Source organism: Denitrobacterium detoxificans (genome assembly GCF_015062615.1).
Lineage (GTDB): Bacteria > Actinomycetota > Coriobacteriia > Coriobacteriales > Eggerthellaceae > Denitrobacterium > Denitrobacterium detoxificans_A.
In genome coordinates this window covers 60959-82654 of the sequence record NZ_SUUH01000003.1, presented here as the reverse complement: position 1 = coordinate 82654, position 21696 = coordinate 60959, and the positions used below count along the sequence as shown (strand labels likewise).

The 21696-nt window shown below is 59.4% G+C and carries 24 protein-coding genes; 5 read left to right on the top strand and 19 right to left on the bottom strand.

Annotation, left to right across the window (positions count from 1 at the left end):
- The first annotated feature begins 377 nt into the window (after positions 1-377).
- Positions 378-1151 carry an epoxyqueuosine reductase QueH gene (locus tag E7002_RS05545; RefSeq protein ID WP_303727860.1) on the top strand — a complete coding sequence of 258 codons (774 nt, stop codon included), beginning with the start codon at positions 378-380 and terminating at the stop codon, positions 1149-1151.
- Positions 1151-2227, top strand: a complete 1077-nt coding sequence (gene queA, locus E7002_RS05540; protein ID WP_303727859.1) for a tRNA preQ1(34) S-adenosylmethionine ribosyltransferase-isomerase QueA — start codon at positions 1151-1153, stop codon at positions 2225-2227. Before E7002_RS05545 ends, queA begins: the two co-directional genes overlap by 1 nt.
- Positions 2228-2300: 73 nt before the next feature.
- On the opposite strand, the gene E7002_RS05535 is transcribed toward queA, so the two are convergent.
- The 9 genes from E7002_RS05535 to E7002_RS05495 form a co-directional block, all read right to left on the bottom strand.
- Positions 2301-3872: a Na+/H+ antiporter NhaC family protein gene (locus tag E7002_RS05535; RefSeq protein ID WP_303727858.1), complete on the bottom strand. Its 1572-nt coding sequence runs from the start codon at positions 3870-3872 to the stop codon at positions 2301-2303.
- Positions 3873-3976: 104 nt separating this feature from the next.
- Complete coding sequence (locus tag E7002_RS05530) at positions 3977-4204, bottom strand: cold-shock protein (RefSeq protein ID WP_066660349.1); 228 nt, start codon at positions 4202-4204, stop codon at positions 3977-3979.
- 181 nt (positions 4205-4385) lie between these two features.
- Positions 4386-4805 carry a hypothetical protein gene (locus tag E7002_RS05525; RefSeq protein WP_303727857.1) on the bottom strand — a complete coding sequence of 140 codons (420 nt, stop codon included), beginning with the start codon at positions 4803-4805 and terminating at the stop codon, positions 4386-4388.
- A 44-nt stretch (positions 4806-4849) separates the two neighbouring features.
- On the bottom strand, positions 4850-5938 hold the full coding sequence (gene ruvB / locus E7002_RS05520; protein WP_303727856.1) for a Holliday junction branch migration DNA helicase RuvB: 1089 nt from the start codon (positions 5936-5938) through the stop codon (positions 4850-4852).
- On the bottom strand, positions 5939-6514 hold the full coding sequence (ruvA, locus tag E7002_RS05515; RefSeq protein WP_303727855.1) for a Holliday junction branch migration protein RuvA: 576 nt from the start codon (positions 6512-6514) through the stop codon (positions 5939-5941).
- The gene (gene ruvC, locus E7002_RS05510) at positions 6511-7017 is read right to left on the bottom strand and encodes a crossover junction endodeoxyribonuclease RuvC (protein WP_303727854.1); all 507 of its coding nucleotides are present in this window, start codon (positions 7015-7017) and stop codon (positions 6511-6513) included. The genes ruvA and ruvC overlap by 4 nt, the downstream gene beginning before the upstream one ends.
- Positions 7018-7129: 112 nt before the next feature.
- Entirely contained in the window at positions 7130-7534 is a 405-nt protein-coding gene (locus E7002_RS05505) for a metal-dependent transcriptional regulator (RefSeq protein WP_303727853.1), read from the bottom strand.
- Positions 7535-7708: 174 nt separating this feature from the next.
- Positions 7709-9835 (bottom strand): heavy metal translocating P-type ATPase, encoded by a 2127-nt coding sequence (locus E7002_RS05500; protein WP_303727852.1) that lies wholly within the window; start codon positions 9833-9835, stop codon positions 7709-7711.
- A gap of 2 nt (positions 9836-9837) precedes the next feature.
- Positions 9838-10131 carry a hypothetical protein gene (locus E7002_RS05495; RefSeq protein ID WP_303727851.1) on the bottom strand — a complete coding sequence of 98 codons (294 nt, stop codon included), beginning with the start codon at positions 10129-10131 and terminating at the stop codon, positions 9838-9840.
- 365 nt (positions 10132-10496) lie between these two features.
- Here E7002_RS05495 and E7002_RS05490 point away from each other — a divergent pair, with 365 nt between their 5' ends.
- Positions 10497-10880 carry a metal-dependent transcriptional regulator gene (locus E7002_RS05490; protein ID WP_303727850.1) on the top strand — a complete coding sequence of 128 codons (384 nt, stop codon included), beginning with the start codon at positions 10497-10499 and terminating at the stop codon, positions 10878-10880.
- 77 nt (positions 10881-10957) lie between these two features.
- Here the strand turns inward: E7002_RS05490 and E7002_RS05485 are convergent, their stop codons facing one another.
- The 5 genes from E7002_RS05485 to E7002_RS05465 all read right to left on the bottom strand — a co-directional run bounded on the left by E7002_RS05485 (position 10958) and on the right by E7002_RS05465 (position 15325).
- Positions 10958-11935, bottom strand: a complete 978-nt coding sequence (locus E7002_RS05485; RefSeq protein WP_303727849.1) for an AraC family transcriptional regulator — start codon at positions 11933-11935, stop codon at positions 10958-10960.
- Positions 11936-11966: 31 nt separating this feature from the next.
- Positions 11967-12173 carry a FeoB-associated Cys-rich membrane protein gene (locus E7002_RS05480; protein ID WP_303727848.1) on the bottom strand — a complete coding sequence of 69 codons (207 nt, stop codon included), beginning with the start codon at positions 12171-12173 and terminating at the stop codon, positions 11967-11969.
- Between the two features lie 97 nt (positions 12174-12270).
- Positions 12271-14742 carry a ferrous iron transport protein B gene (feoB, locus tag E7002_RS05475; protein WP_303727847.1) on the bottom strand — a complete coding sequence of 824 codons (2472 nt, stop codon included), beginning with the start codon at positions 14740-14742 and terminating at the stop codon, positions 12271-12273.
- A 55-nt stretch (positions 14743-14797) separates the two neighbouring features.
- Positions 14798-15019, bottom strand: a complete 222-nt coding sequence (locus tag E7002_RS05470; RefSeq protein ID WP_066660325.1) for a FeoA family protein — start codon at positions 15017-15019, stop codon at positions 14798-14800.
- A 96-nt stretch (positions 15020-15115) separates the two neighbouring features.
- Positions 15116-15325 carry a FeoA family protein gene (locus tag E7002_RS05465; protein ID WP_303727846.1) on the bottom strand — a complete coding sequence of 70 codons (210 nt, stop codon included), beginning with the start codon at positions 15323-15325 and terminating at the stop codon, positions 15116-15118.
- Between the two features lie 629 nt (positions 15326-15954).
- On the opposite strand from E7002_RS05465, the gene thrC reads away from it, so the two are divergent.
- A complete protein-coding gene (gene thrC, locus E7002_RS05460; RefSeq protein ID WP_303727845.1) occupies positions 15955-17496 on the top strand; it encodes a threonine synthase in 1542 nt (513 codons plus the stop codon).
- A 110-nt stretch (positions 17497-17606) separates the two neighbouring features.
- Positions 17607-17948, top strand: a complete 342-nt coding sequence (locus E7002_RS05455; RefSeq protein ID WP_303727844.1) for a winged helix-turn-helix domain-containing protein — start codon at positions 17607-17609, stop codon at positions 17946-17948.
- 24 nt (positions 17949-17972) lie between these two features.
- On the opposite strand, the gene E7002_RS05450 is transcribed toward E7002_RS05455, so the two are convergent.
- Genes E7002_RS05450 through E7002_RS05435 form a run of 5 tightly spaced genes read right to left on the bottom strand, consistent with a single transcriptional unit; the run spans position 17973 to position 21696 of the window.
- Positions 17973-18293: a hypothetical protein gene (locus E7002_RS05450; RefSeq protein ID WP_303727843.1), complete on the bottom strand. Its 321-nt coding sequence runs from the start codon at positions 18291-18293 to the stop codon at positions 17973-17975.
- Positions 18290-18613 (bottom strand): DUF192 domain-containing protein, encoded by a 324-nt coding sequence (locus E7002_RS09375; protein ID WP_369692495.1) that lies wholly within the window; start codon positions 18611-18613, stop codon positions 18290-18292. Before E7002_RS09375 ends, E7002_RS05450 begins: the two co-directional genes overlap by 4 nt.
- Before the next feature lies 1 nt (position 18614).
- Entirely contained in the window at positions 18615-19115 is a 501-nt protein-coding gene (locus E7002_RS05445; protein WP_303727841.1) for a hypothetical protein, read from the bottom strand.
- Positions 19112-19552 carry a hypothetical protein gene (locus tag E7002_RS05440; protein WP_303727840.1) on the bottom strand — a complete coding sequence of 147 codons (441 nt, stop codon included), beginning with the start codon at positions 19550-19552 and terminating at the stop codon, positions 19112-19114. Before E7002_RS05440 ends, E7002_RS05445 begins: the two co-directional genes overlap by 4 nt.
- Entirely contained in the window at positions 19543-21696 is a 2154-nt protein-coding gene (locus E7002_RS05435) for a molybdenum cofactor biosynthesis enzyme (RefSeq protein WP_303727839.1), read from the bottom strand. Before E7002_RS05435 ends, E7002_RS05440 begins: the two co-directional genes overlap by 10 nt.

Genomic DNA, 21696 nt, shown 5'->3' with positions numbered 1-21696 from the left:
GTCCTTTTCCGGAAAAATGCATCGGGCTCGGGGTGCCACGCGGCATAACCCCAGGTCGGAAGATTTAGGAGCACGAGAACAGGCCGAAGCCACCCCCAAACCCGTCCTTTTCCGGAAAAATGCACCACGCTCGGAGAGACCTGCGGCATAACCCCAGGTCGGAAGATTTACGAGAGAGAACGGACTGGATGTGCCCCAAACTGTCCTTTTCCGGAAAAATGCATTCGAACTAGGCAGGGACAAGCACATAACCGCAACGCACCCTGCGAGGACTTGCCCCACCCATGCTCATACTGTGGCAGGGCGGGTTCGCGCAAAGGGCGCGTGCTAGTATGGCGAACGGAAAGAACGCGCGCGACACACAGGAAGGGGCTCGCATGAAACTACTGCTACACGCTTGCTGCGGACCATGCTCGCTCGAACCCGTGCGCCTGCTCCTGGAAGAGGGGCATGACATCACCATCGCGTTCGCGAACTCGAACATACAGCCGAGCGCGGAATACGACCACCGCCTGCAGACGCTGCTCACCTGGGCTAACGAAGAGGGAATTCCCGTCGTTGACTTCCCCTACAACCCAGCGGCGTGGCACGAATTCGCCGGCGTCATCCAGCTTACGGGCGGCCCCCGCGCGGAACGCTGCCGCCGGTGCTATCACATGCGCCTGGAAGAAGCCGCGGCTTATGCGGCAACGCACGGCTTCGAAGCCCTGTCCACCACCCTGGCGGTAAGCCCCTACCAGCTGTTCGACATCTGCCACGAGGAGCTCGTGGATGTCTGCGACCGCTGGAACATTACCCCCATCTGGCAAGACTTCCGCCCGTATTACCCCGAGGCAACGCGTCGCAGCCGCGAAGCGGGCATGTATCGCCAGAACTACTGCGGATGCGCCTACTCCAAGGCAGAGGCCGATGCCGAACGCGCGGCCCGCAAAGCCCAACGCGCACGTCGGAACGCAGAGCGCGAGGCAGCCGAAGCCCACGAACGCGCCGAGCGCAACGCCAAACGCGCGGCATACGATGCGAAGCAGCGCGCAAAGAAGGCGGCCCGCAATGCCGCCCGCGCAGCCGCCAAAGCCGAAGCCGCAGCTCAAGCACAACCCGAGCATGCAACCATGCAACACATACCATCCGAAGAAAGCGAAGAGGCATAGTGAAAACCAGCGATTTCGATTACGAACTTCCCGAAGAGCGCATTGCGCAGGCGCCCTGGCCCGTACGCGACGAATGCCGCATGCTGGTCATGGACCGCAAGACGGGAGAGCTGCAGGACCGCATCTTCCGCGACATTTACGAATACGCCCAGCCAGGAGACGTGTTTGTGGCCAACGAGACGCGCGTGATGCCCGCTCGTCTGTTAGGTGCCAAGCGAGGCACCGGCGGCGCGGCCGAGGTCTTCCTGCTGCGTCCGCATGCAGGCAAGATCGCCACCAACGTATCGTCTGCCTGGGAAGCGCTCGTACGGCCGGGCAAGCGCCTGAAGCCCGGCGCGATCGTTGACTTCACCGACGCCGAAGGCAAGGTCATCCTGTCCGCCGAAGTCATCGACTTCAAGGAAGACGGCAAGGGCGAACGCATCGTGAACCTGACTACCGAGGCCTACCCCACGCTCGATGAGGCCGTGCACGCCGTGGGCCACACGCCGCTTCCGCCCTACATCAAGGGCTACGAAGGCGACGAGGAAATGTACCAGACCGTTTATTCTCGCCGCGAATCTTCGGCTGCCGCACCCACTGCGGGCCTGCACTTCACGCCCGAGCTCATCGAGCGCCTGAAGCAGAAGGGCGTGCGCTGGGAGACCGTGGAACTGCAGGTGGGCATTGACACCTTCCGCATCGTGGAAGAGGAAGACCCCACCACGCATGCCATGCACACCGAAACCTATACCGTGCCGCAGCATGTCGTGGACGCATGCAACGAAGCCCATGCCAACGGACACCGCGTGATTGCCGTGGGCACCACGAGCGTTCGCAGCTTGGAAAGCGCCTGGGATACCGAAGTGGGCGAGCTGAAGGCACGCGATGCCGCCCACACGAGCCTGTTCCTGCTGCCCGGGAGCACGTTCCACGTAGTCGACGCCATGGTTACGAACTTCCACGTGCCGCGCAGCACCCTCATGATGCTCGTAAGCGCGTTCAGCAGCCGCGACTACATCATGAACGCATACAAGCACGCCATCGACAGCGAGTACCGCATGCTCAGCTTCGGCGACGCAATGTTCATTCAGTAGCGCACTTATCCCCCACATGCAACGAGCCCCAGACGCAAGCGCCTGGGGCTCGATTCGTTTTAGCAGCTAGAGGCTATTCGGCTGCAGGCTCGGCGGTAACCGTGCGGCCAACGGTGCGCTTCAGTACGAAGAGCATCACGATGACCAGCACAATGCCAACAGCCAGGCAGATGACCCAATTGCGCACGAAGCCGGCAAGCAGGAAGCAGACGAACGAAACGCCCGCAACCGAAAGTGCATACGGCAGCTGCGTGGACACATGCTGGATGTGATCGACGTTCGCGCCGGCGCTCGCCATAACCGTGGTATCGGAAATGGGCGAGCAATGATCGCCGCATACCGCGCCAGCCAGGCAGGCGGAAATGCCAATGGTGAGCAAGTCGGGAGCAGTGGCGAAGATGGGCAGTACGATGGGGATGAGGATGCCAAACGTGCCCCAGCTGGTGCCCGTGGCAAATGCCAGGCCCAGGCCAACCAGGAAGATGATGGCGGGCAGCAGGGCATACAGGCCTTCGGCTGCACCTTCCATGAGGCCGGCTACGTAGGCGTCGGCGCCCAGGGCCGACGTGGCGAGCTTCAGCGTAAGGGCGAAGGTGAGCACCATAAGCGCAGGCACCATGGCGCGGAAGCCCGAGATAAAGCAATCGGTTGCGCCCTTGAAGTCGATAACACGACGGCACAGCAGGTAGACGAAGCTCAGAATGAGCGCGATGAGCGAACCCCAAGGCAAGCCCACCGAAGCATCGGTACCGCCAAATGCCGCAGACAGATCCATGTACGCTTCCGATTCGGCATCCCAGAAGCCACCCACGTAGAGCATGCCAATTACGCAGAATACGATGAGCAGCAGCACGGGAATGAGCATATCGAGCAACGAAGCGCGCTCGTTTTCCTGGCGCTCTTCCTTGGTAAGCGCACCCAGCTGACCGCTGCGATACGCCTCGAATTCGGCCTTGGCCATGGGACCGTAATCGAAGCCCATGATGCAGATGGCCACCACGAATACGATGGTGAGCAGCGAGTAGAAGTTATAGGGAATGGCCTGCACGAACAGCTGAATACCCGTAACGCCGGTATCCAGGTCGGCCGCCGTGGCGGAAACCGCCGCCGCCCACGAGGAAATGGGCGCGATCATGCAGATGGGCGCCGCCGTGGAATCGATGATGTAGGCCAGCTTCGCACGGGAAATCTTCTGCTCGTCGGTGACGGGGCGCATGACCGCGCCCACCGTAAGGCAGTTGAAGTAATCGTCGATGAAGATGAGAACGCCCAGCAGGAACGTGGCGAGCATGGCACCCACACGCGTCTTGATGTGCCTGCCAGCCCATGCGCCAAATGCAGACGAGCCGCCTGCGGTATTCACCAAGGCGACCATAATGCCCAGCATGACCAGGAACACGAAGATGCCCGCATTCCACGGATCGCTGATGGCATTCAGGAAACCAACGCTCATGGCATCGTCGCCTTCGCCCACGGTACCGACAATGATGTAGTTGACCGTGCTGATGGGATCGAACGATGCCAGCAGCATGGCGCCAACCAGGATGCCCACGAACAACGAGCTAAACGTTTCCTTGGTAATGAGCGCCAGGACGATGGCAACGATCGGCGGTACGAGCGACCAAAACGTTCCGACAAATTCCATTGAGTACTCCTCTAAACAAAAAACGGTAGGGGCATTATATACCCCCACCGTTTCACATGCGTTAACGTGAGCGCATTTGGCTTCATTGCGCTCGGCGCCGACATTTACAGCTTGCAGACGTTAACGGCCTGCATCTTGCCGTTCTGGCCGGGCTCCACGTCGAAGCTTACGCGCTGTCCCTCTTCCAGCGTCTTGAAGCCAGGCTTGTCCTTTTCGATTTCCTTGTAGTAGACGAACAGATCATCGCCGCCATCCTGCGTGATGAACCCGTATCCGCGAGTCTTCCCCTCGGGAGTCTTGCCGCCAAACCACTTCACGGTACCTTCGGCCATGTTTCCTCTTTTCATCCATCCCCTTGTGGAGATTTACTTCCCACAGCGCGCTGGCCTGCGCGTTGAGCGTAGCAGTCGCTACAAATGCAAACTGTACACTAAAGAAACAATATTGGGACGAATATTTGCCGTTGGCGGCAAATATTTTTCCGAATACGGAGCCGAAGCGCGTCCGTATGGGCTATTCCGCCTGTTCCTGCTGCAAAAACTGGCGCATGGAACCCTCGCCACCCAGGCCTTCCGAAAGCTCAAAGCCATATGCGTCTGCTAGGGCGCGAGCCTGATCCAAGCGAAGCTGGGCATCTTCAGCGCGACCAGCGCGTGCAAGGTAGTCGGATTCCAGGAACATGGTGCGGCCAATGTATTCCGCAACCCCCGGGTCGGTGCCCGAAACTTGCAGGACGCTCGCAATGGAATCGGGCGAGAGGGACAGCAGCACGCCCCCGTCGATTTCCGTGGCCACGCCGATGGTGGCTTCCAGCAAATCGGCGGCAGATTCAGGGTCACCTTCGTCGTTTTCACTACTCGCGCGTTCCATGCTGCGCTGAATGCCCTGGATAAACTGCATAATCAACTTCATGAGATAGTCTTGCTGAAACACTGCAACCCCTTCGCCGTGTGCGTATGACGCCTATTCTAGCGCGCCTACTGCCCCGCTGGAGGCAAGATGCCCAAATGATCGTACGCGCGCCGCGTGGCCTGGCGCCCCTTTGGCGTGCGTACGAGCAGCCCCTGCTGCATGAGGTAGGGCTCGTAGACGTCTTCCAGGGAATCGGGATCTTCCGAAAGCGCCGAAGCGAGTGTGGAAAGCCCCACGGGGCGACCGCCGAATTGCTGACACAGCAATTCGAGTATGCGATTGTCGACCGAGTCGAGACCCAAGGAGTCGACCTCGAAGAATTCGAGCGCCTGAGCCGCGGTATCCTCGTCGATGACGCCGCTGCCCTTCACCTGCGCCCAGTCGCGCACGCGCTTGAGCAAACGATTTGCCAAACGCGGCGTACCACGGCTACGGCGTGCGATTTCAAGCGCGCCTTCACGTTCGGCTTCCACATCGAGAATGGCAGCGGAGCGAATGACGATATCGGCCAGCTCTTCGGGCGTGTAATAGTTCAAGCGAAACGCCATGCCAAAGCGATCGCGCAGGGGGCCGGTAAGCAAGCCCGTGCGCGTAGTGGCGCCAATGAGCGTGAAGCGAGGCAGATCGAGCCTGATGGAACGGGCCGCAGGCCCCTTCCCCACTACGATATCGAGCGCATAATCTTCCAACGCGGGGTAGAGCACCTCTTCAACCATGCGGTTCATGCGATGAATTTCGTCGATGAACAGCACGTCGCCGTCTTCCAGATTCGTAAGGATAGCCGCAAGGTCGCCCGTACGCTCGATGGCGGGGCCGCTCGTCGTTTTAATGTTGGCGCCCATTTCGTTGGCAACCACCGTGGCCAGGGTGGTCTTACCCAGACCCGGAGGGCCCGAGAACAAGATATGGTCGACGACATCGCCACGCTGCTGAGCAGCCTGAATGAGAATTTCCAGGCTTTCCTTGATCTTGGTTTGCCCCAGGTAGTCGGCTAGCTTCTGGGGACGCAGGCTGCGATCGAGGGACAGGTCGTCTTCCTGAAGCTCTGCCGAAGCCATGCGGTTTCGCGGGCTTTCCCCACCCACGGCAGTCGATGGCGCGAAGGCGGAACTTGCGTCGTATACCATGCCCTCGATGCGAACTCCGTCGTTCATTTACGCCCCCAAACGCTTCAACGCGTACTGAAGCAGCTTCGTCTCGGACAAATCTTGCGGAGCGCCCTTGAGGGCGAGCTCCGATTCTGCGGACGTGAAGCCCATGGCCAGCAGGTCTTCCACCGCCGACTGGTAGGCACCGCTTGCCGCGGCGGCCTTGGGCGCTTCGGCGGGCTGAGCCAGCACGCCCTGCAATTCCAGAATGATGCGCTGGGCCGTTTTCTTTCCCACGCCGGGAATGCGCGAAACAGCCGTTACGTCACCCGCAACGATGGCATTCGAAAGTTGCTCGGGCGAAAACGAAGACAATGCCGCAAGAGCCACCTTCGGCCCAACCCCCGACACCCCAAGCAAGCGTTCGAACAGTTCCTTTTCCTCTATGGAGACGAAACCAAAGAGGGTAAGGGCATCTTCGCGCACCTGTAGATGCGTATGCACTTGCACGGGCTGACCCACTTCGGGCAGCGCAGCAAGCGAATTCGCGCTCATGCCCACGTGATAGCCCAGTCCACCCACCTCGATGATGGCGGCGTCGGATAGCTTCGCGGCGAGAACGCCCTTCGCGAAGGAAATCATACGGGAAGCCCCTTTCCAGAAAGCGCATTTTCATGCGTGGTATAGCAGATTGCGGCAGCAAGAGCATCGGCCGCATGATCGGGGTGCGGATCTTCAGCCAATGCCAGAATTTGCCCGACCATGTACTGGACCTGGCGTTTGTCGGCCGAGCCAGTTCCGGCAACCGCAAGCTTGATCTGTCGAGGCGTGTATTCCCCCACGTGCAAGCCATGTTCTGCGCAGGCGACCAACGCAGCCCCGCGCGCCTGACCCGTGGCGAAGGCGGCGGTGACGTTTTCGCCAAACCAGACCGTCTCGATGCCCACGCAGGTGGGTGCGAAACGTTCGGCTACTGCGCTTATCTGCTGGTATATCTTGAGCAAACGTTCGGAAAGCGCCTGCGACGAGGGCGTGGCAACGCAGCCATACGAGAGGCATTCAAGTTTACCGCCGCGCTGGGCGATGACGCCCCAGCCCGTATGAGCAAGACCAGGATCGATTCCGAGAATGACGCGCCGCTCCACCAAGCCTCCTTCGTGTCGTAGATACCAAACGTTTGTTCGCATTCTACCACACGGAAGACTGCATGAATGGCAAAAGAAGCGAATGCCCCATGCATTCGCACGCTGGCGCACATTACTTTGCGCGCTTCGCGTTCCTCATATAGGCGATCCAGGCCTCGGCGGTGCTATCGCTAATGTCATGTTCGATGAGGCAGGCTTCGTCGTCGGCTCGTTCGGCCGAAACGCCCAGCACGTCGTGGAGGAACTCATAGAGCATGGTATGACGCTCCAGAACCTTGCTACCATATTCGTATCCATCGCTCGTAAGCGTAATATCGCCGTAATAGGGCTGGTCGAGCATGCCTGCTTCCTTCAGGCTGGCTACTGCCTTGGTTACGGAAGCCTTGGATACGCCCAGCTTGGATGCCACGTCCACGGGACGAACGGGCTGCTTTGGCGTTCCGCCCAGTTCAACGATGGCCTCTAGATAATCTTCGCGCGATGCGGAAACGCGCTTCGAACCGCTCTCTGTAGCCATGCCCCGCCCTCCTTCGCTTCCTCACGGCATCTTGCACATACGCTACCTTACAACAAACGTAGGGCCCGACCAACTGGCGAGCCCCACGAACAACGATGCGATAGTTGCTAATTCTTGTTATACCCGGTGTAGATGGCCAAAAGCATGCAAACCGCCGACGCCAAGCCAAAGAACTTATGCAACTTCATGCGAGACCCCCTGACTATCCGGCAATAACGGAGTGGTGTTTCGTGCCGTTACCGCCACCGTTGAAATGTTGTGCAGATACGCTGCAAGCGTTGGGGCAATTATACCCGCAACGCCCAGAACGATGAGCGCCGTATTGAACCCCACGATGAAGCGATAGTCGTTGTTGATGCGGCTCATGAGAAGCTGCGACAGGGAGCGCATGACAACGAGCGATTCCAACTGGCAGTTCGTAACCGTAATATCGGCCACAGCCCGGGCGATATCGCTTGCGTCGTCGAGCGCAACGGAAACGTTCGCCGCAGCTAGAGCAGGCGAATCGTTGATGCCATCGCCCACCATAATGACCCGACGCCCGCTTTCCTTCAGCGCCTCTACGTAACCCGCCTTGTCTTCGGGCAGAACCTGGGCATGGTATTCGTCAATGCCCGCAGCGTCGGCAATGGCGCGGGCGCAAATCTCGGAATCGCCCGTGAGCATAACCGTATGCTTCACTCCCAAGGCGCGCAACTGAGCGATGACCTGGGCGGCCTCGGGGCGAATGGGGTCGGCAACGCAAATGGCGGCCTTCAGCACGCCATCGATGGCCAAGAACACCGTGGAGGCCGTGGGCGCTTCCTGCTCAAGACGTTCGCGCAATCCCTGGGGGCGTTCGACTCCGCGGTCCTCGAACACGAAATGAGCACTTCCCACCAGGGTTTCCTTGCCGTCGATAGAGGAAACGATGCCATGAGCAACCAGGTATTCCACTTCGGTATGGTGCTCGTCTTCATGATGGAGGCCACGCGCCTTCGCCTCGTTCACAATGGCACGTGCCAGGCTGTGGGGGAAATGTTCCTCCAGGCAGGCAGCAATGGCGAGCAGCTCGTCCTCGCTTTCGCCATTCATGGTAACGACCTTTTCAACCTGGGGCGCAGCCTGGGTAAGGGTACCCGTCTTGTCGAACACGACCACGTCGGCCGCAGCCATAGATTCCAGGAACTTGCCACCCTTCACCACGCAGCCCCGGCTAGACGCCTCGCGCATGGCGCTCATAACGGCCACGGGCGTAGAGAGCTTGATGGCGCACGAATAATCGACCATGAGCACGCTGGTGGCCTTCGTGATGTTACGCGTAACGGCCAAGATGCCGATAAACGCCAGGAACGCAAAGGGCACCAGGCTATCGGAAAGACGCTCCGCACGGCTCTGTACCCCCGCCTTTAGCTCGGATGACTCTTCCACCATGCGCACGATCTGATCGATGCGCGACGAACCGGGAAGCGCGTCGACGCGAATGACGATGGAGCCGTCTTCCACAATTGTGCCCGCGAACACCGTGGAGCCATCATGCTTGTGAACCACGGCGGATTCACCCGTCATGGATGCCTCATTGATTTCCGCATTGCCGGAAACCACGGTGCCGTCCACGGGAACCGACGAGCCCGTGCGCACGCGCAGAAGCTGACCCACATGAACGCTTTCCAGGCACAACTCTTCTTCCGTGCCGTCCTCGCGCACGCCCCACACCGTTTCCGCCCTGGTGAGCAGACTCTCCTGCAAGGCAATACGCGTACGGGCATTCACATGCTCTTCCATGACGTCGGAAATGCGCAGCAGGAACATGATATTCGCTGCGGAATTGAACTGACGCTGCAGAAGCGCCGTGACGATGGCTGTGGCATCGAGCACTTCAACCGTGAGGCGCCCACGCAAGAGCTCACGCAGACCGCGCATAACGAACACCGCAGCCGAAGCGACGGTAATAACCGCTCGGACGGGTGCGGGCAACAAGAAACGCCGCATAAGGCGGAACGCAACCATGCCCACGATGCGGCGCTTGAAATCGTTGTCCTCGCGCACCATGTCAAGCTGGGCATCGTCGGCAATGGGCTCGGGAATGGCCAGAATGGAAAGATCGCCCAAGGCGGAAAGAGCCGCATCACGTGCGGCAGTATCGCCCGGGGCATACGTAACAAGCACGCTGGCATTTGCAGCGCGTACCTTCACGTCGAGGACCCCGCGAACGCCCCTGATCGTTTCGGTAATGCCGTAGGCTTCTTCGGTCTTCAGCCCCGAAGCAGCCAGGCGCACGCGCAACCTGCCAGGGATGTCCTGCTTGACGCTATATTTCATTGCTATTCGGCTTTGCCGTCTACCTGGGCAGTCACCTCGTCGCGAATGCCACCCTCAAGCTCGGCCAGGCGCTCGGCAACGCCCTCGTCGATGCGGCGCTGACGCGCAGCTTCGGCGCGGATGTCCTCGGCATCATCCATGATGTCCTGGGTGACCGCCTGGATGTTATCGTTTAGGACCATGGCCTTGGCAACGCCCTTGGAAGCAAGTTCGCGCGTCGTCTTGCTCTGCGAAATGACCTTCAAAACGCCCGTTGCAACCATGCCACCGGCAAAGCAAGCCACTTTCTTCCACATATGAAAACCTCTTTCGAATAACGGGACGAACGCCCCTTACACATATAGACAGATTTAGTATCGCATGCGAAACGAGGGCCTTCCACCCCGATGAGTTCGAAAGAATCCGAATGGACGCGGTTCCGTGGCCAATTCGTAAATATTATCCTTTCTCACTCCGAAATGGGGTTTTATCCCCCCCTCAGACCAGAGTCTCGCAGGAAGGCGCACCCCAACGCGCGCGACGTATTGATTGTTTCCAACCCACAATCGTCCAAGAGGTAGCCCCCTGCGAAAAACGTGGTAAGCTACTCTAAAATCATGCGCACGGGCATAGGGGCCCAGCCCCAAGGCCGTGCTTCTCTATTCACTGGAAAGAGGTAACCATGCCCCTGGTTCTGCACGAATCCGCCGAGATGTACCTTGAAACCATCCTGAACCTGGAAGAAGAGCTCGACCGCGTACGCGCCGTCGACATCGCCCAGCGCATGGGCTATTCGAAGCCCACCATCAGCGAATGGATGGGCAAGCTACGCGACGCCGGATACGTAACGCTGAACGAAGCGGGCGGCATTACGCTCACCGACGCCGGCCGTGAAGTGGCCGTGAAGATCTACGAGCGCCATGTTGTGCTCTCGGGCTTCTTCCGTGCCATCGGAGTCAGCGAGGAAACCGCCGTCGACGACGCCTGCCGCGTCGAGCATTACATCAGCGACGAAACGTTCAATTGTCTGAAGAGTTACGTGGACAAGAATCATCCGCAGGCATAAAGGCTGCAACGCACCTACAAGAAAGGCCAGGAGGCATATGCCTTCTGGCCTTTTTCGTTGCCGTAGTGGCAACGCAGTTACTTTTCGTTCGTGCGGTTCAGATTCTCTCGCCAGATATAAGGCGTCGTGCCCATGCAATCGGAAAAGGCCTTGGCGAACTTCGAGGGGTTCGCATAGCCCACCTCGGCAGCGATAGCGGCAATGGAATCGTCACGGCGGTCCTTCAGCAGCTCGCACGCACGATGAATGCGGAACGTGCGGTACCACGTGTACACGGGCACGCCGAATACCTGCTTGAACGATTCCTTCAACACGGTGGGCGACGTATGACATTCGCGCGCAAGCTCCGTGATGGTGGCCTGGCGCGTAATGTCGCGCATCATGATTTCCTGCGCCTGATATGCCACGGACGCACGACGATTGGTGGACTCCTCCCCGCTCAGGCGCACGCGACGGTCGCCCTGCAGGATACGCACCACCAGCAGGACCAACTCGATGGTCTTCAAGCGCATATGGCCCATGTCCTTCGGCGGAAGCATTTCGTAGAGCTCCGCAAAGATATGCGAGAGCGCAGGATCGCACGGCACGCCGAAGAAATCGCCCATGCCCGAAAGCATTTCGAAGAACAATTCGAGGTCGAGCTCGAATGACAGATTGGCGATCTTGCGAGCGGGCGAACTAAGAAGCGCCGGCGAAACGAGCACGCCGATGCCATGGAACGTGCCGTGGGGCACACGGCAATGCGCCTGACCAATGGCGCCGATGCGAATGATGAACGTTTCGCCCGAAGCTATATTGCGCGTAAGCCCATCGTCGCATTTGTATTCCAGCGAACCACGCTGGCAGTAGCAGATGATAAACTCGCCTTCGTCGTGATTGCGAGAAGAGCGAAAATCGCAAGCAGAGGAGTGGACATCAACCGTGGCAACCTGAACGCCCGAAAAAAGCTCGTATCCACGCAATGCACCAATGCCCGAGCCACCTGGGCCTATAACCGAATGCCGTATTTCCGGCGTTGCCGCCTTCTTCGCAATCGAAGTTACCCGTGAAACCACTGGATATCCACCCCTAGAAACCCTTTACACGCTAATGGCAGCAAGAGTGCCGTTCGGCCTTCTCGACATCCTCGAGCATGCGCTCGGCGGTGTCGCACGACGGACAGCTTCCGCTAGAGCATCCCTTGCAATCATCGCAGGAGCTCCCCTTGCCGCTAAACATCTTTACGATGGAACGAATGCCGGGAATGGCAATGAGGGCCACGATGACCAGGGTGATGATTGTTCCCACGCTCATCGAGCGCACCTCCTTTCGCAATGGGAACGCGCTCGTTCGAACGCGTTCCCCCAAACATGCCCCGCCGCCATGACGGCGACGGGACCAACAAACCTTTTTAGGCGGCCTGCTCGTTTACCGACAGGCGAATCGTATCGCTCACGTTCTTGTTCGGACGAACCAGCAGGTAGATGCCCGCAGCAACCAGAGCAATGGCAATAACGGTGCCCACTCCGAACGTGGCCTCGCCCGTTGCCAGGCCAGCCAGCTGGAAGATAACGAGAGCAACGACATAAGCCAGACCGCACTCATAGCCAATGGCAGCCCAGAACCACTTGGCGCTGTTCATTTCCTTGCGGATAGCGCCCATGGCAGCGAAGCAGGGAGCGCACAGCAGGTTGAACGCCAGGAAGCTGTAACCCGCAGCAGGCAGCCATGCAGCCTGGAAGTTCGCGTACCAGCCGCCGTCGCCCGCATAGAGCACGCCCATGGTGCCAACGACGTTCTCCTTGGCGATGAGGCCCGTGACCGCTGCCGCGGCAGCCTGCCAATCGCCCCAGCCCAGGGGAATGAAGATCCACGCGATGGCGTTGCCCAGAGCAGCCAGGAGGCTATCGGACTGGTCCTCGACGAGGGCAAGGGAACCGTCGACCACACCGTAGTTGGAAAGGAACCAAACCAGGATGGTGGCCAGCAGGATGATGGTGAAGGCCTTCTTGATGAACGACCAGGCACGTTCCCACATGCTTCGCAGGATGGAACCAACGGTGGGCAGGTGGTAAGCCGGCAGCTCCATGACGAACGGAGCAGCCTTGCCCGAAAACGCCTTGGTCTTCTTCAGGATGATGCCCGAGATGAGGATGGCGGCAATGCCCAGGAAGTAGGCACTTGCGGCAACCCACCAGGCACCACCGAACACGGCACCGGCAAGCAACGCGATGATCGGGAGCTTGGCCGAGCAGGGCATGAACGTGGTGGTCATAACCGTCATGCGACGATCGTTCTCGTTTTCAATGGTACGAGAGGCCATGACACCCGGAACGCCGCAGCCCGTGCCAATGAGCATGGGGATGAAGCTCTTGCCCGACAGGCCGAAGCGACGGAACACGCGGTCAAGGATGAACGCGATACGGCTCATGTAGCCGCAGCCCTCCAGGAAGGCCAGGCAGAGGAAGAGAACGAGCAGCTGGGGAACGAAGCCCAGAACAGCGCCAACGCCGGCAACGATGCCATCGAGCACCAGGCTCTTAACCTGCGGGTCGACATTGCCCGCATCGAGAGCGTTGCTCACGAGCGTGGGGATGCCGGGAACCCAGATGCCATACTGCGTGGGGTCGGGCTCTTCGACGGTAAGCGCCTCTTCGAAGGCAGCAGCGTCGACTTCGACAACCTCGTTCTCGCCGGTCTCGTCGTCGTACGCATCGTACGTAGCGACAACGCCAGCCTCGTCGGCCGCGCTCACGAACATCTTCATGTCGGAATCGTACGCAGCAAGCTCTTCTTCAGTTGCGTCGTCTGCGGGAGCCTCGGGAGCTTCGATGCCCGCCTCGGCGGCGGCAGCGGTGTACGCCTCGATGGAGCTCTGAGCCGACTCGTACTCGTCGGCAACTTCGCTGTATTCTTCCTGGCCAGCGCCGATGAACCAGCCGTCGCCGAACAGGCCATCGTTAGCCCAGTCGGTAGCGGGGCCACCCACGGCGGTAATAGAGATGAAGTAGACCAGGAACATGATGACCACGAAGATCGGCAGTGCCAGCCAACGGTTGGTGACCACGCGGTCGATGCGGTCGGAGATGGGCTCCTTCTTGTTCTGGGCATGCTTCACGCAGCCATCGATGATGCTCGTGATGTAGGAGTAGCGCTCGTTGACGATAATGCTTTCGGAATCGTCGTCGTGAGCTTCCTCGGAAGCCTTGATGATGGCTTCGACGTCGGGCGTAGCGCCCATGTGCGAGGCGATCTTCGAATCGCGCTCGAACAGCTTCACCGCGAAGAAGCGCTTCGCATGAGCGGGCACATCGGCGGGAAGGGCAGCTTCGATCTGCTCCAGAGATTCCTCCACGTCGGCAGCGAAGCGATGCATGCGCTGGGGCTCGGCAGAGCTCTGCGCCACTTCCATGAGCTTGGAAACGACGTCGTCGATGCCCGTGTTCTTCAGGGCGGAAATGGCCACCACGGGACAGCCCATACTCTTGGAGAGGGCATCCAGGTCGATCTGGTCGCCGTTCTTTTCCACGACGTCCATCATGTTCACGGCCATAACCGTGGGGATTCCCAGTTCAAGGGCCTGCGTGGTGAGATACAGGTTACGTTCCAGGTTCGAGCCGTCCACGATGTTCAGAACGGCCTGGGGATGCTCGTTGATCAGGTAGTCACGAGCCACGACCTCTTCCAGCGTGTAGGGAGAGAGCGAGTAAATGCCCGGAAGGTCGACGACCGTTACGCCGTCGTGGCCCTTCAGCTTGCCCGTCTTCTTCTCCACCGTAACGCCGGGCCAGTTGCCTACATACTGGTTGGCACCGGTGAGGGCGTTGAACAAGGTGGTCTTGCCGCAGTTGGGGTTACCCACCAACGCCACATTGAATTCCATTGATACCTCCGTGTTACTTGTTAACTAGGGTTAACTCGACTTCGTGAAAAACGCCTTAGGCGATTTCCACATGGCTGGCTTCTTCCTTGCGCAGGGAGAGCTCGTAGCCGCGAACGGTTACTTCGACAGGATCGCCCAGAGGAGCGACCTTACGCACGAAAACCGAGGTGCCCTTGGTAAGGCCCATGTCCATGATGCGACGCTTCGTGGCGCCCTGGCCAAGGAGCTTCGCCACGGTAACGGTATCGCCGGGCTTAGCAGAATCGAGGGTTGCCATATACCTTCCTTCCAAAAAGACAACAATGCATTACCCCTGACATACGCCCCCGTCGGGGCCCATGTTAGGAGCAGTGCGCCAATAGAATTGGTAGCGTTAGACCATAATGCACTTGGCGAGCTTTTCGTCGAGGGCTACGCGCGATCCCTTGACGCTCACAATGAGATTGCCGCCCAGGCGGGAAACGACCGACAGCTTCGTACCGGGAACAAAGCCCATGCTGCCCAGATGAAGACGCGTGTCGCCTTCGCCCGTAACGGCGTGAATGATGTAATCCTTGCCTGATTGAACCGTGGTGAGGACCATGCTGAGCTTCCTTTCCGGCACGTACTGGCTGGGTGGCATTCCGATGCCACACAGTAAGGCACTGCTAACCAAATTCACTATTGCGGAAGCCGAAAAGTAAGTCAACCCTTACGGATTATTTTTATAGTAGATTCACCTAACTTTTTCGTCCGAACGGGTTTTAGGCATGGATTACCGCGGCCAGACGGAGCGGAAAAACGCGCCCTCTTCCCCGCTGGCTGTCCATTCGGGCTTCCCGGTCAAACAAGCGGAAGCCATCTATAGGCAGTGCATGAAAAAGGGGCCGCACGTCGCGGCCCCCTAATTAACAAAGAGGGCGAATCCGGGAGAAGCGGTCGAATTCGCCCTGACCCTCATGCGTTTTAAGCAGACGAGAAGGAGGTGGTGCATGGGGCCTTTCGGTTAAACATTGTCAAACGGTTTGCGTTAGGTTTGTCTAACTGCGTTCCGTGAGTCATATATTAGGCGAACCTAACTAATAGTCAACCCCTTTTTGAAAAATAATTTGAACTTTTTTACTAGGATTATTTCTCTTGCGTTATTTCGTGAAGGACCTGGCAATGCGCAGAGCACTTTAGCGTGGGATAGTATACTTGCGCAAAAGAGCCAAACATCGAGTGGAGGCTACGATGGCTAACCTTTATATAGATACGCGCGGGCGCGCGGAAGAACCCATTCCGTTTACCCAGGCCGTAGTGCAGGGCCTGGCCGACGGCGGCGGACTCTACGTTCCCCAGAGCATCCCCCAGTTCTCGCTGGACGAGATCCTGAATCTCTCTACCATGCCCTACGCGCAACGCGCAGCGCACATCTACAAGGCCTTCGGCGTCGACCTGCCCGAAAGCCAAGTCGACGAGCTCATGGATGCTGCGTATGGCAGCAACTTCGATTCTGCCGACATCTGCCCCATCACCTCGCTCGACGAGAATACCCACATCCTGGAACTGTGGCATGGTCCCACCAGCGCATTCAAAGATATGGCTCTGCAGTGCCTGCCGCTGTTCTTCAGCGCCAGTGCTCAGAAGCTTCGCGACGAAGGCGTTATCGACCACACCTTCCTGATCTTGGTTGCCACCTCGGGCGATACGGGCAAGGCCGCCCTCGAGGGCTTCAAGGACAAAGACGGCGTGAAGATCGGCGTGCTGTACCCGCACGGCGGCGTCAGCGACATTCAGCATAAGCAGATGGCCACGCAGGCAGGCGAAAACGTGAAGGTCTGGGCAGTGCGCGGCAACTTCGACGACTGCCAGACGGGCGTGAAGCGCACGTTTGCCGATAGCGAGTTCGCGCAAGAGCTCATGAGCGAGCACAAGGTAGCCCTCTCCAGCGCCAATTCCATCAACTGGGGACGCTTGCTGCCCCAGGTGGTCTATTACGTTTCTAGCTACGCGCAGCTGGTGGCCCAGAGCAAGGTAGAAGCGGGCGCACCCATCGACGTGTGCGTTCCCACCGGCAATTTTGGCAACATCCTGGCCGCATGGTATGCCAAGCAGATGGGCACCCCCATCGAGCGCCTGCTGTGCGCCAGCAACGAAAACCGCGTGCTCACCGACTTCATCAACACGGGCACGTACGACATCTCCGACCGCGAGTTCGTGCTCACGCCCAGCCCCTCCATGGACATCCTGGTCTCTTCGAACCTGGAACGCCAGCTGTTCGAGCTTACGGGCCGCAACGCAGAAGCCATTGCAGGCTGGATGAACGACCTGAACACGCAAAAGAAATTCCGCGTCGACCCCGAAACCTTCGCCGTGCTGCGCAAGGATTTTGCCAGCGATTCGGTAAGCAGCGATGACTGTCTGAAGACCATCAAGGAAGTGCTCGACGAGCACGATTATCTGCTCGACCCGCATACGGCCGTTGCCTACAAGGTTGCCGAGCGCCTGCGCGGCGAAAACCCCGTACTGGTGGCAAGCACCGCGCATTGGGCGAAGTTCGGCGTGAGCGTCTACCGCGCATTGCACGACCTAGCCCCCGATGCCGGCCTTCCGGCCGACGTTGCCGAGCTTACCGGCTGCGAGCTCAACGACCTCATCGCGCAGCAAACCGGCAAGAGCCACATCCCCGCCGGCCTCGCCGAGCTCGATACGAAGCCGCTTCGATTTAAGCAAGTCATCGACGCGGGCAAGCCCAACATCCAAGACGCAACCCGCGCATTCCTAAGCGAATAGAACTTGATCGGGGGATCGCAGAGGCGGTCCCCCGAATTATATCCACGCGAGAATCGAAGGGAAAAGCCTTATAATTGTGCGCAAGCAGCTAGTACTTACGAGGGGAACCAATGACTCCGCTTGATCTGAAACCAACTATAAAGCTATCCATCATGAACCCGCTTTCCGAAGAGAACGCGCTCTTCGGCCCCGGCATTGCCGCGTTGTGCCGCGGCGTTCGCAGCACGGGCTCGCTGAACGCTGCCGCCAAGAACATGGGCATGGCGTACAGTAAGGCATGGCGCATCATCAAGGAAACCGAGGAATCCCTGGGCATGCAAATGCTCGTACGCGATGGCGCACACGGCAGCACCCTTACCGACGAGTGCATTACGCTACTCGACGCCTACGACAACCTAAGCAAACGCTTGCAAGTGGAAAGCGAACGCCTTTACAAGGAAGTCATCTCGTAGGAAACGCCCCGTATGGGGCGTTTTTCATGCGTGCGCACCCACCCGAGCGCTTTCCGATGCAGCCGTATGCGCTGCGGACGCAGACACGGGACGCACCTGAACCGACAGTTCGTATTCCGAAGAGCCCAAGGGGATGCGCAACGACGCAATGCCGTCCTCGCCCACCGCAAAAGCCCCAGGCCGCACGGCAGGCGCGTCCTGCGCGCCAGAGGATTCAGAGCCGGCCGCCTTCGTCGACGACGGGTTTTCCTTACCCAAAGAAGCAGCGGGGAAACGGTGCATGCACCCATAGCACACATCCATATCATCAAAACACGTTGCCTGGCACACCGGACACGTCTTCATTGCAACCCAACCTTTCTTCCCAGCTCTACGACATCGCCCCTGCGATACCACCCACGTCTAGGGCTATGGGCCCGCTCCAACACTGCAACGGCCCGACGACACGAGACGATGCGCCTTGGCGGCACCGACCTACATGCCTGCAAAACGCAACCATCCGCCCCGACAAACGCGATGTCGAGTGCATAGCTCATGCCAAACGTATGCACGCTATGGCAGGGAACGAGCATGAGTACCCGCCCAGACGCCTGCGTGCCCAATAAGCCACGCACGCGATCCCGCCAATGCGCTGCAATGCGAAGCGAAGTAGAACCATCCTGCAACTTACGCAAGAACCATCACCACCATTCTGCTCGATCCGGAATCCTGGCAGAAGACATACGCCCATCGGTAGGCGCCATCGGCCTTCGCGAACGTAACGCCGCTCACGTGCTCATGCCCCTCCCCGTGCCCGCTCACGTCGACCCAGCCATTGGCAACGAGCAAGCTGCGTACCCGCTCGTACGCTTCATCCGCACTCCAAGCGCCCATGAGGCCCACGACCCCATCGCGAAAAAGAACCTTCGAAGCCCCCAGCACGCCTGGATTGAACGTCTCACGCATAACGGTTTCGGGCAGATTGCGATTGCAGCGGGCATCCCCACCCGCCTGGATAAATGCGCTCACAGCAGCATTGTCGGCAGAAAGAGTGCTTTCCCCGGCAAACGCCGATGGGCCGTTATCGCCAGAGTCTGAAGCTTCCAGCAAGGGAGCAACGCACGAAACGGCAACCCCGATTGCGATAGCCAATGCAGCCAGACACAAGCGCCTTACCTGTGCGCTCATACGATCACCCCAGGGCGATAGGGGTCGACCGTGATCGTAGCCGTATGCGACACCGAAGGAAGTTCAACGCCAAAAACGCGCCCTGAAAATGAACGCCCGAAGAGGGTTGGCGCGAACTTCAACGTCGCGCTAAATCGCACATACCCGCCCGCACACTGTTCAGCATTCACATTGACCTCCTGGTTGTCCGCGGAAAAAGACCGCCGCAGCTCGGCTTCCACATCACCGGCGCTGGCTAGCGTGGTCTTCCCGTACGGAGGAGACGTTGCATACGCGCACACCGCCTGGCGCGAAAGCCGATCGAAGGCCGCGCAATCGCCCACATACAGAAGCGCGTTCACCGCTAGCAACGCCACGGCTATCAGCACGGGCATGGCGACCGCCATCTCGACCGTCATTTGCCCCCGCTCGCTACGCGTATGACCTGCTATCCCCATGGCGGGCTCCCTCCGCTTACGCCCGGCAAAGAACGCAGCGCATCACGCGCTTCTCCCACGCTTTCCAATGCACCATCACGCCAAGCCGGCGGAAGCGTAATGCTTATGGGGATAGAGCCCTCGCCAATATCGAACGACGCAATTTGAACCTCGTCGTCAAGCCCATCGATGCGTTCTTCGGCATACGAGGCCGAAAGCAGAACGGCCGCATCGAGTGGGTTCGCCGCACTCGCAGGCATCTGAGCCACGATCTCCTTTGCGCCCAGCAGGCGCGAAGCAAATGCGCCGCCATCCTCGTTCGCCACCTGCCACGAATTCACGAGCACGGGCTTCAACGCTGCCATATCAGCGGGATGAAGCCCCACTTCGGTGAGGACGTCATCCAACGCCCCGGATGCCCATTGCCCCAAACCGCTTGCGCTCACCAAAGGCAACACACCCAGCAGGGCTTCCACACCCTGCCCCAGCTCGTCATATCCCCTTGCGTACGCATGCAGGCAATGAGACCACGCGCTCGCCATCTGCGGGAGAACACCCGCCAGGGGGCCTTCCATGCGCTCGACCCAGCCATCGAATAGAGAGGAAATAACGCTCTGGTCGCCACTGGCCTCTTCTCTCGCCAGCGTCGCCGCCGAAAGGGCAGCGCGTGGCCCCAAAGAGCCTCCACCGCCCACGAAACCATTGGGCATGAGCGCATCGGCGGACACGGAAGAGCCATCGACAACGAAGGCCACCACGCCATACTTTCCCGGCGGCGAAACCGATATGCACTTGTTTTCCATGTCCATGATCATCTCCCCCAGCCCACCCAACGCCGTTTGCACGGGCTCGCGCACCTCATCGGCATACTGGGCGTACTCCTGCCGCGCCTCCCGATACGTCCGCGATTCCTCCTCGACGATGCGGTAGTAATGCTCGAAGCCGTTCGACGTCGACGTGGAAGCCGCCGCCACATTTCCCATGCTCGAAGCATGGAATCGACAGACAGGACACGTTTCGTACGCGCATGCTTCCATCACCTGAATTGAACTCACGCCAACGGCCTCTTCCTTGGCCAAGCAGGGACACCCAGACCACGCATGCATATGCAAATGACCCTGTCCATCTTGGGAAACAGGATAGACCTGCTCGGTATAGAGCCGCGTTTCGCGCATCTCGTCGGTATTGGCTGGCAAATGAGGAAAGTACGCATCAAACGCACCTGACGCATCCTCGCGAACATACCCATGAGAAATTTCGGAACAGGCATACGCATAAAAGCGTGCACGAAGCGCCGAATTCGCCTGGTCGTCTACCGAGGGGCCCTCGGGATGCTCCTGGGCAAGGCGCGCGGGATAGTACGCTTGCGCGCGCCGCAACGCCACGCCAAACGACCACGTATCCACGCTGTGATAGAGGGGGTTATCGCCTGGAGAAAGACCAGCTAGAGAATCGGCGCGCTCCTGCATGCAATAGCCCGGGGCAGCGCCACAATCGGCCTGGAAGGCGCGTTCCTTGCTTTCGTTGGCCTTACGCGCTGCCTCTTCCGCCTTCCGAGCGTTTTCCTTGATCCCCTCCTCCTGCCCGCCAATGTATTCCATTACCTCATCTGCAAAGTCGGCACCCGGCGTAACCTCGTACCCCTGCTGAGGCAAAAGCACCGCAACCGCAAGGTAATTCGCATGCTCACCATGGCTATTGGCGCGAGCGACGCCCATTGCCTGAGCCGCCGCCAAGAAGGGAAGAATCTCCTGGATGGCACTCAAACCCTGAGCGGCCTGGTCGGCGAACGAATCACGTGCGCGAATAACCTTCTCGCCCACCTCGATGAGCTTGCTTCCCACTTCCTGCGCGCCGGGGACGCACAAGGCAACCAACCCCGCTCCCGAGGCGGCGACGCTCGTAAGCGTGAGCGAAAGAACAACGGCATCGCATATCTGGGCGGCGGTATAGAACGTGGCGACCTGGTTTTCCGCGGCAAGCGCACAGGCGTCAGCCACGTTCTGCGTTTCCGCCGATAGGGAATACAGGCGATAGACCTGAGCGGACGTAAGCACCAACGAAATGGTTATAAGAAGCGCAAGGGCCATGCCGAGCGTCGAAAACCCGCCGTCATCGCAAAAGAACGGTCGCCTGCGAGCACCACTCGCCCCGTCACGCATCAT

Bases quoted from the DNA above. Each gene is read 5' to 3' on its own strand.
- E7002_RS05450 (WP_303727843.1), bottom strand. From the start codon at position 18,293: ATGAAGACGTGTCCGGTGTGCCAGGCAACGTGTTTTGATGATATGGAT.
- E7002_RS05445 (WP_303727841.1), bottom strand. From the start codon at position 19,115: ATGAGCGCACAGGTAAGGCGCTTGTGTCTGGCTGCATTGGCTATCGCA.
- E7002_RS05545 (WP_303727860.1), top strand. From the start codon at position 378: ATGAAACTACTGCTACACGCTTGCTGCGGACCATGCTCGCTCGAACCC.
- E7002_RS05500 (WP_303727852.1), bottom strand. From the start codon at position 9,835: ATGAAATATAGCGTCAAGCAGGACATCCCTGGCAGGTTGCGCGTGCGC.
- E7002_RS05495 (WP_303727851.1), bottom strand. From the start codon at position 10,131: ATGTGGAAGAAAGTGGCTTGCTTTGCCGGTGGCATGGTTGCAACGGGC.
- ruvA (WP_303727855.1), bottom strand. From the start codon at position 6,514: ATGATTTCCTTCGCGAAGGGCGTTCTCGCCGCGAAGCTATCCGACGCC.
- E7002_RS05465 (WP_303727846.1), bottom strand. From the start codon at position 15,325: ATGGTCCTCACCACGGTTCAATCAGGCAAGGATTACATCATTCACGCC.
- E7002_RS05480 (WP_303727848.1), bottom strand. From the start codon at position 12,173: ATGAGCGTGGGAACAATCATCACCCTGGTCATCGTGGCCCTCATTGCC.
- E7002_RS05440 (WP_303727840.1), bottom strand. From the start codon at position 19,552: ATGGGGATAGCAGGTCATACGCGTAGCGAGCGGGGGCAAATGACGGTC.
- E7002_RS05455 (WP_303727844.1), top strand. From the start codon at position 17,607: ATGACTCCGCTTGATCTGAAACCAACTATAAAGCTATCCATCATGAAC.
- feoB (WP_303727847.1), bottom strand. From the start codon at position 14,742: ATGGAATTCAATGTGGCGTTGGTGGGTAACCCCAACTGCGGCAAGACC.
- E7002_RS05505 (WP_303727853.1), bottom strand. From the start codon at position 7,534: ATGGCTACAGAGAGCGGTTCGAAGCGCGTTTCCGCATCGCGCGAAGAT.
- E7002_RS05490 (WP_303727850.1), top strand. From the start codon at position 10,497: ATGCCCCTGGTTCTGCACGAATCCGCCGAGATGTACCTTGAAACCATC.
- thrC (WP_303727845.1), top strand. From the start codon at position 15,955: ATGGCTAACCTTTATATAGATACGCGCGGGCGCGCGGAAGAACCCATT.
- E7002_RS05470 (WP_066660325.1), bottom strand. From the start codon at position 15,019: ATGGCAACCCTCGATTCTGCTAAGCCCGGCGATACCGTTACCGTGGCG.
- E7002_RS05530 (WP_066660349.1), bottom strand. From the start codon at position 4,204: ATGGCCGAAGGTACCGTGAAGTGGTTTGGCGGCAAGACTCCCGAGGGG.
- E7002_RS05535 (WP_303727858.1), bottom strand. From the start codon at position 3,872: ATGGAATTTGTCGGAACGTTTTGGTCGCTCGTACCGCCGATCGTTGCC.
- E7002_RS05435 (WP_303727839.1), bottom strand. From the start codon at position 21,696: ATGATGCGTGACGGGGCGAGTGGTGCTCGCAGGCGACCGTTCTTTTGC.
- ruvB (WP_303727856.1), bottom strand. From the start codon at position 5,938: ATGAACGACGGAGTTCGCATCGAGGGCATGGTATACGACGCAAGTTCC.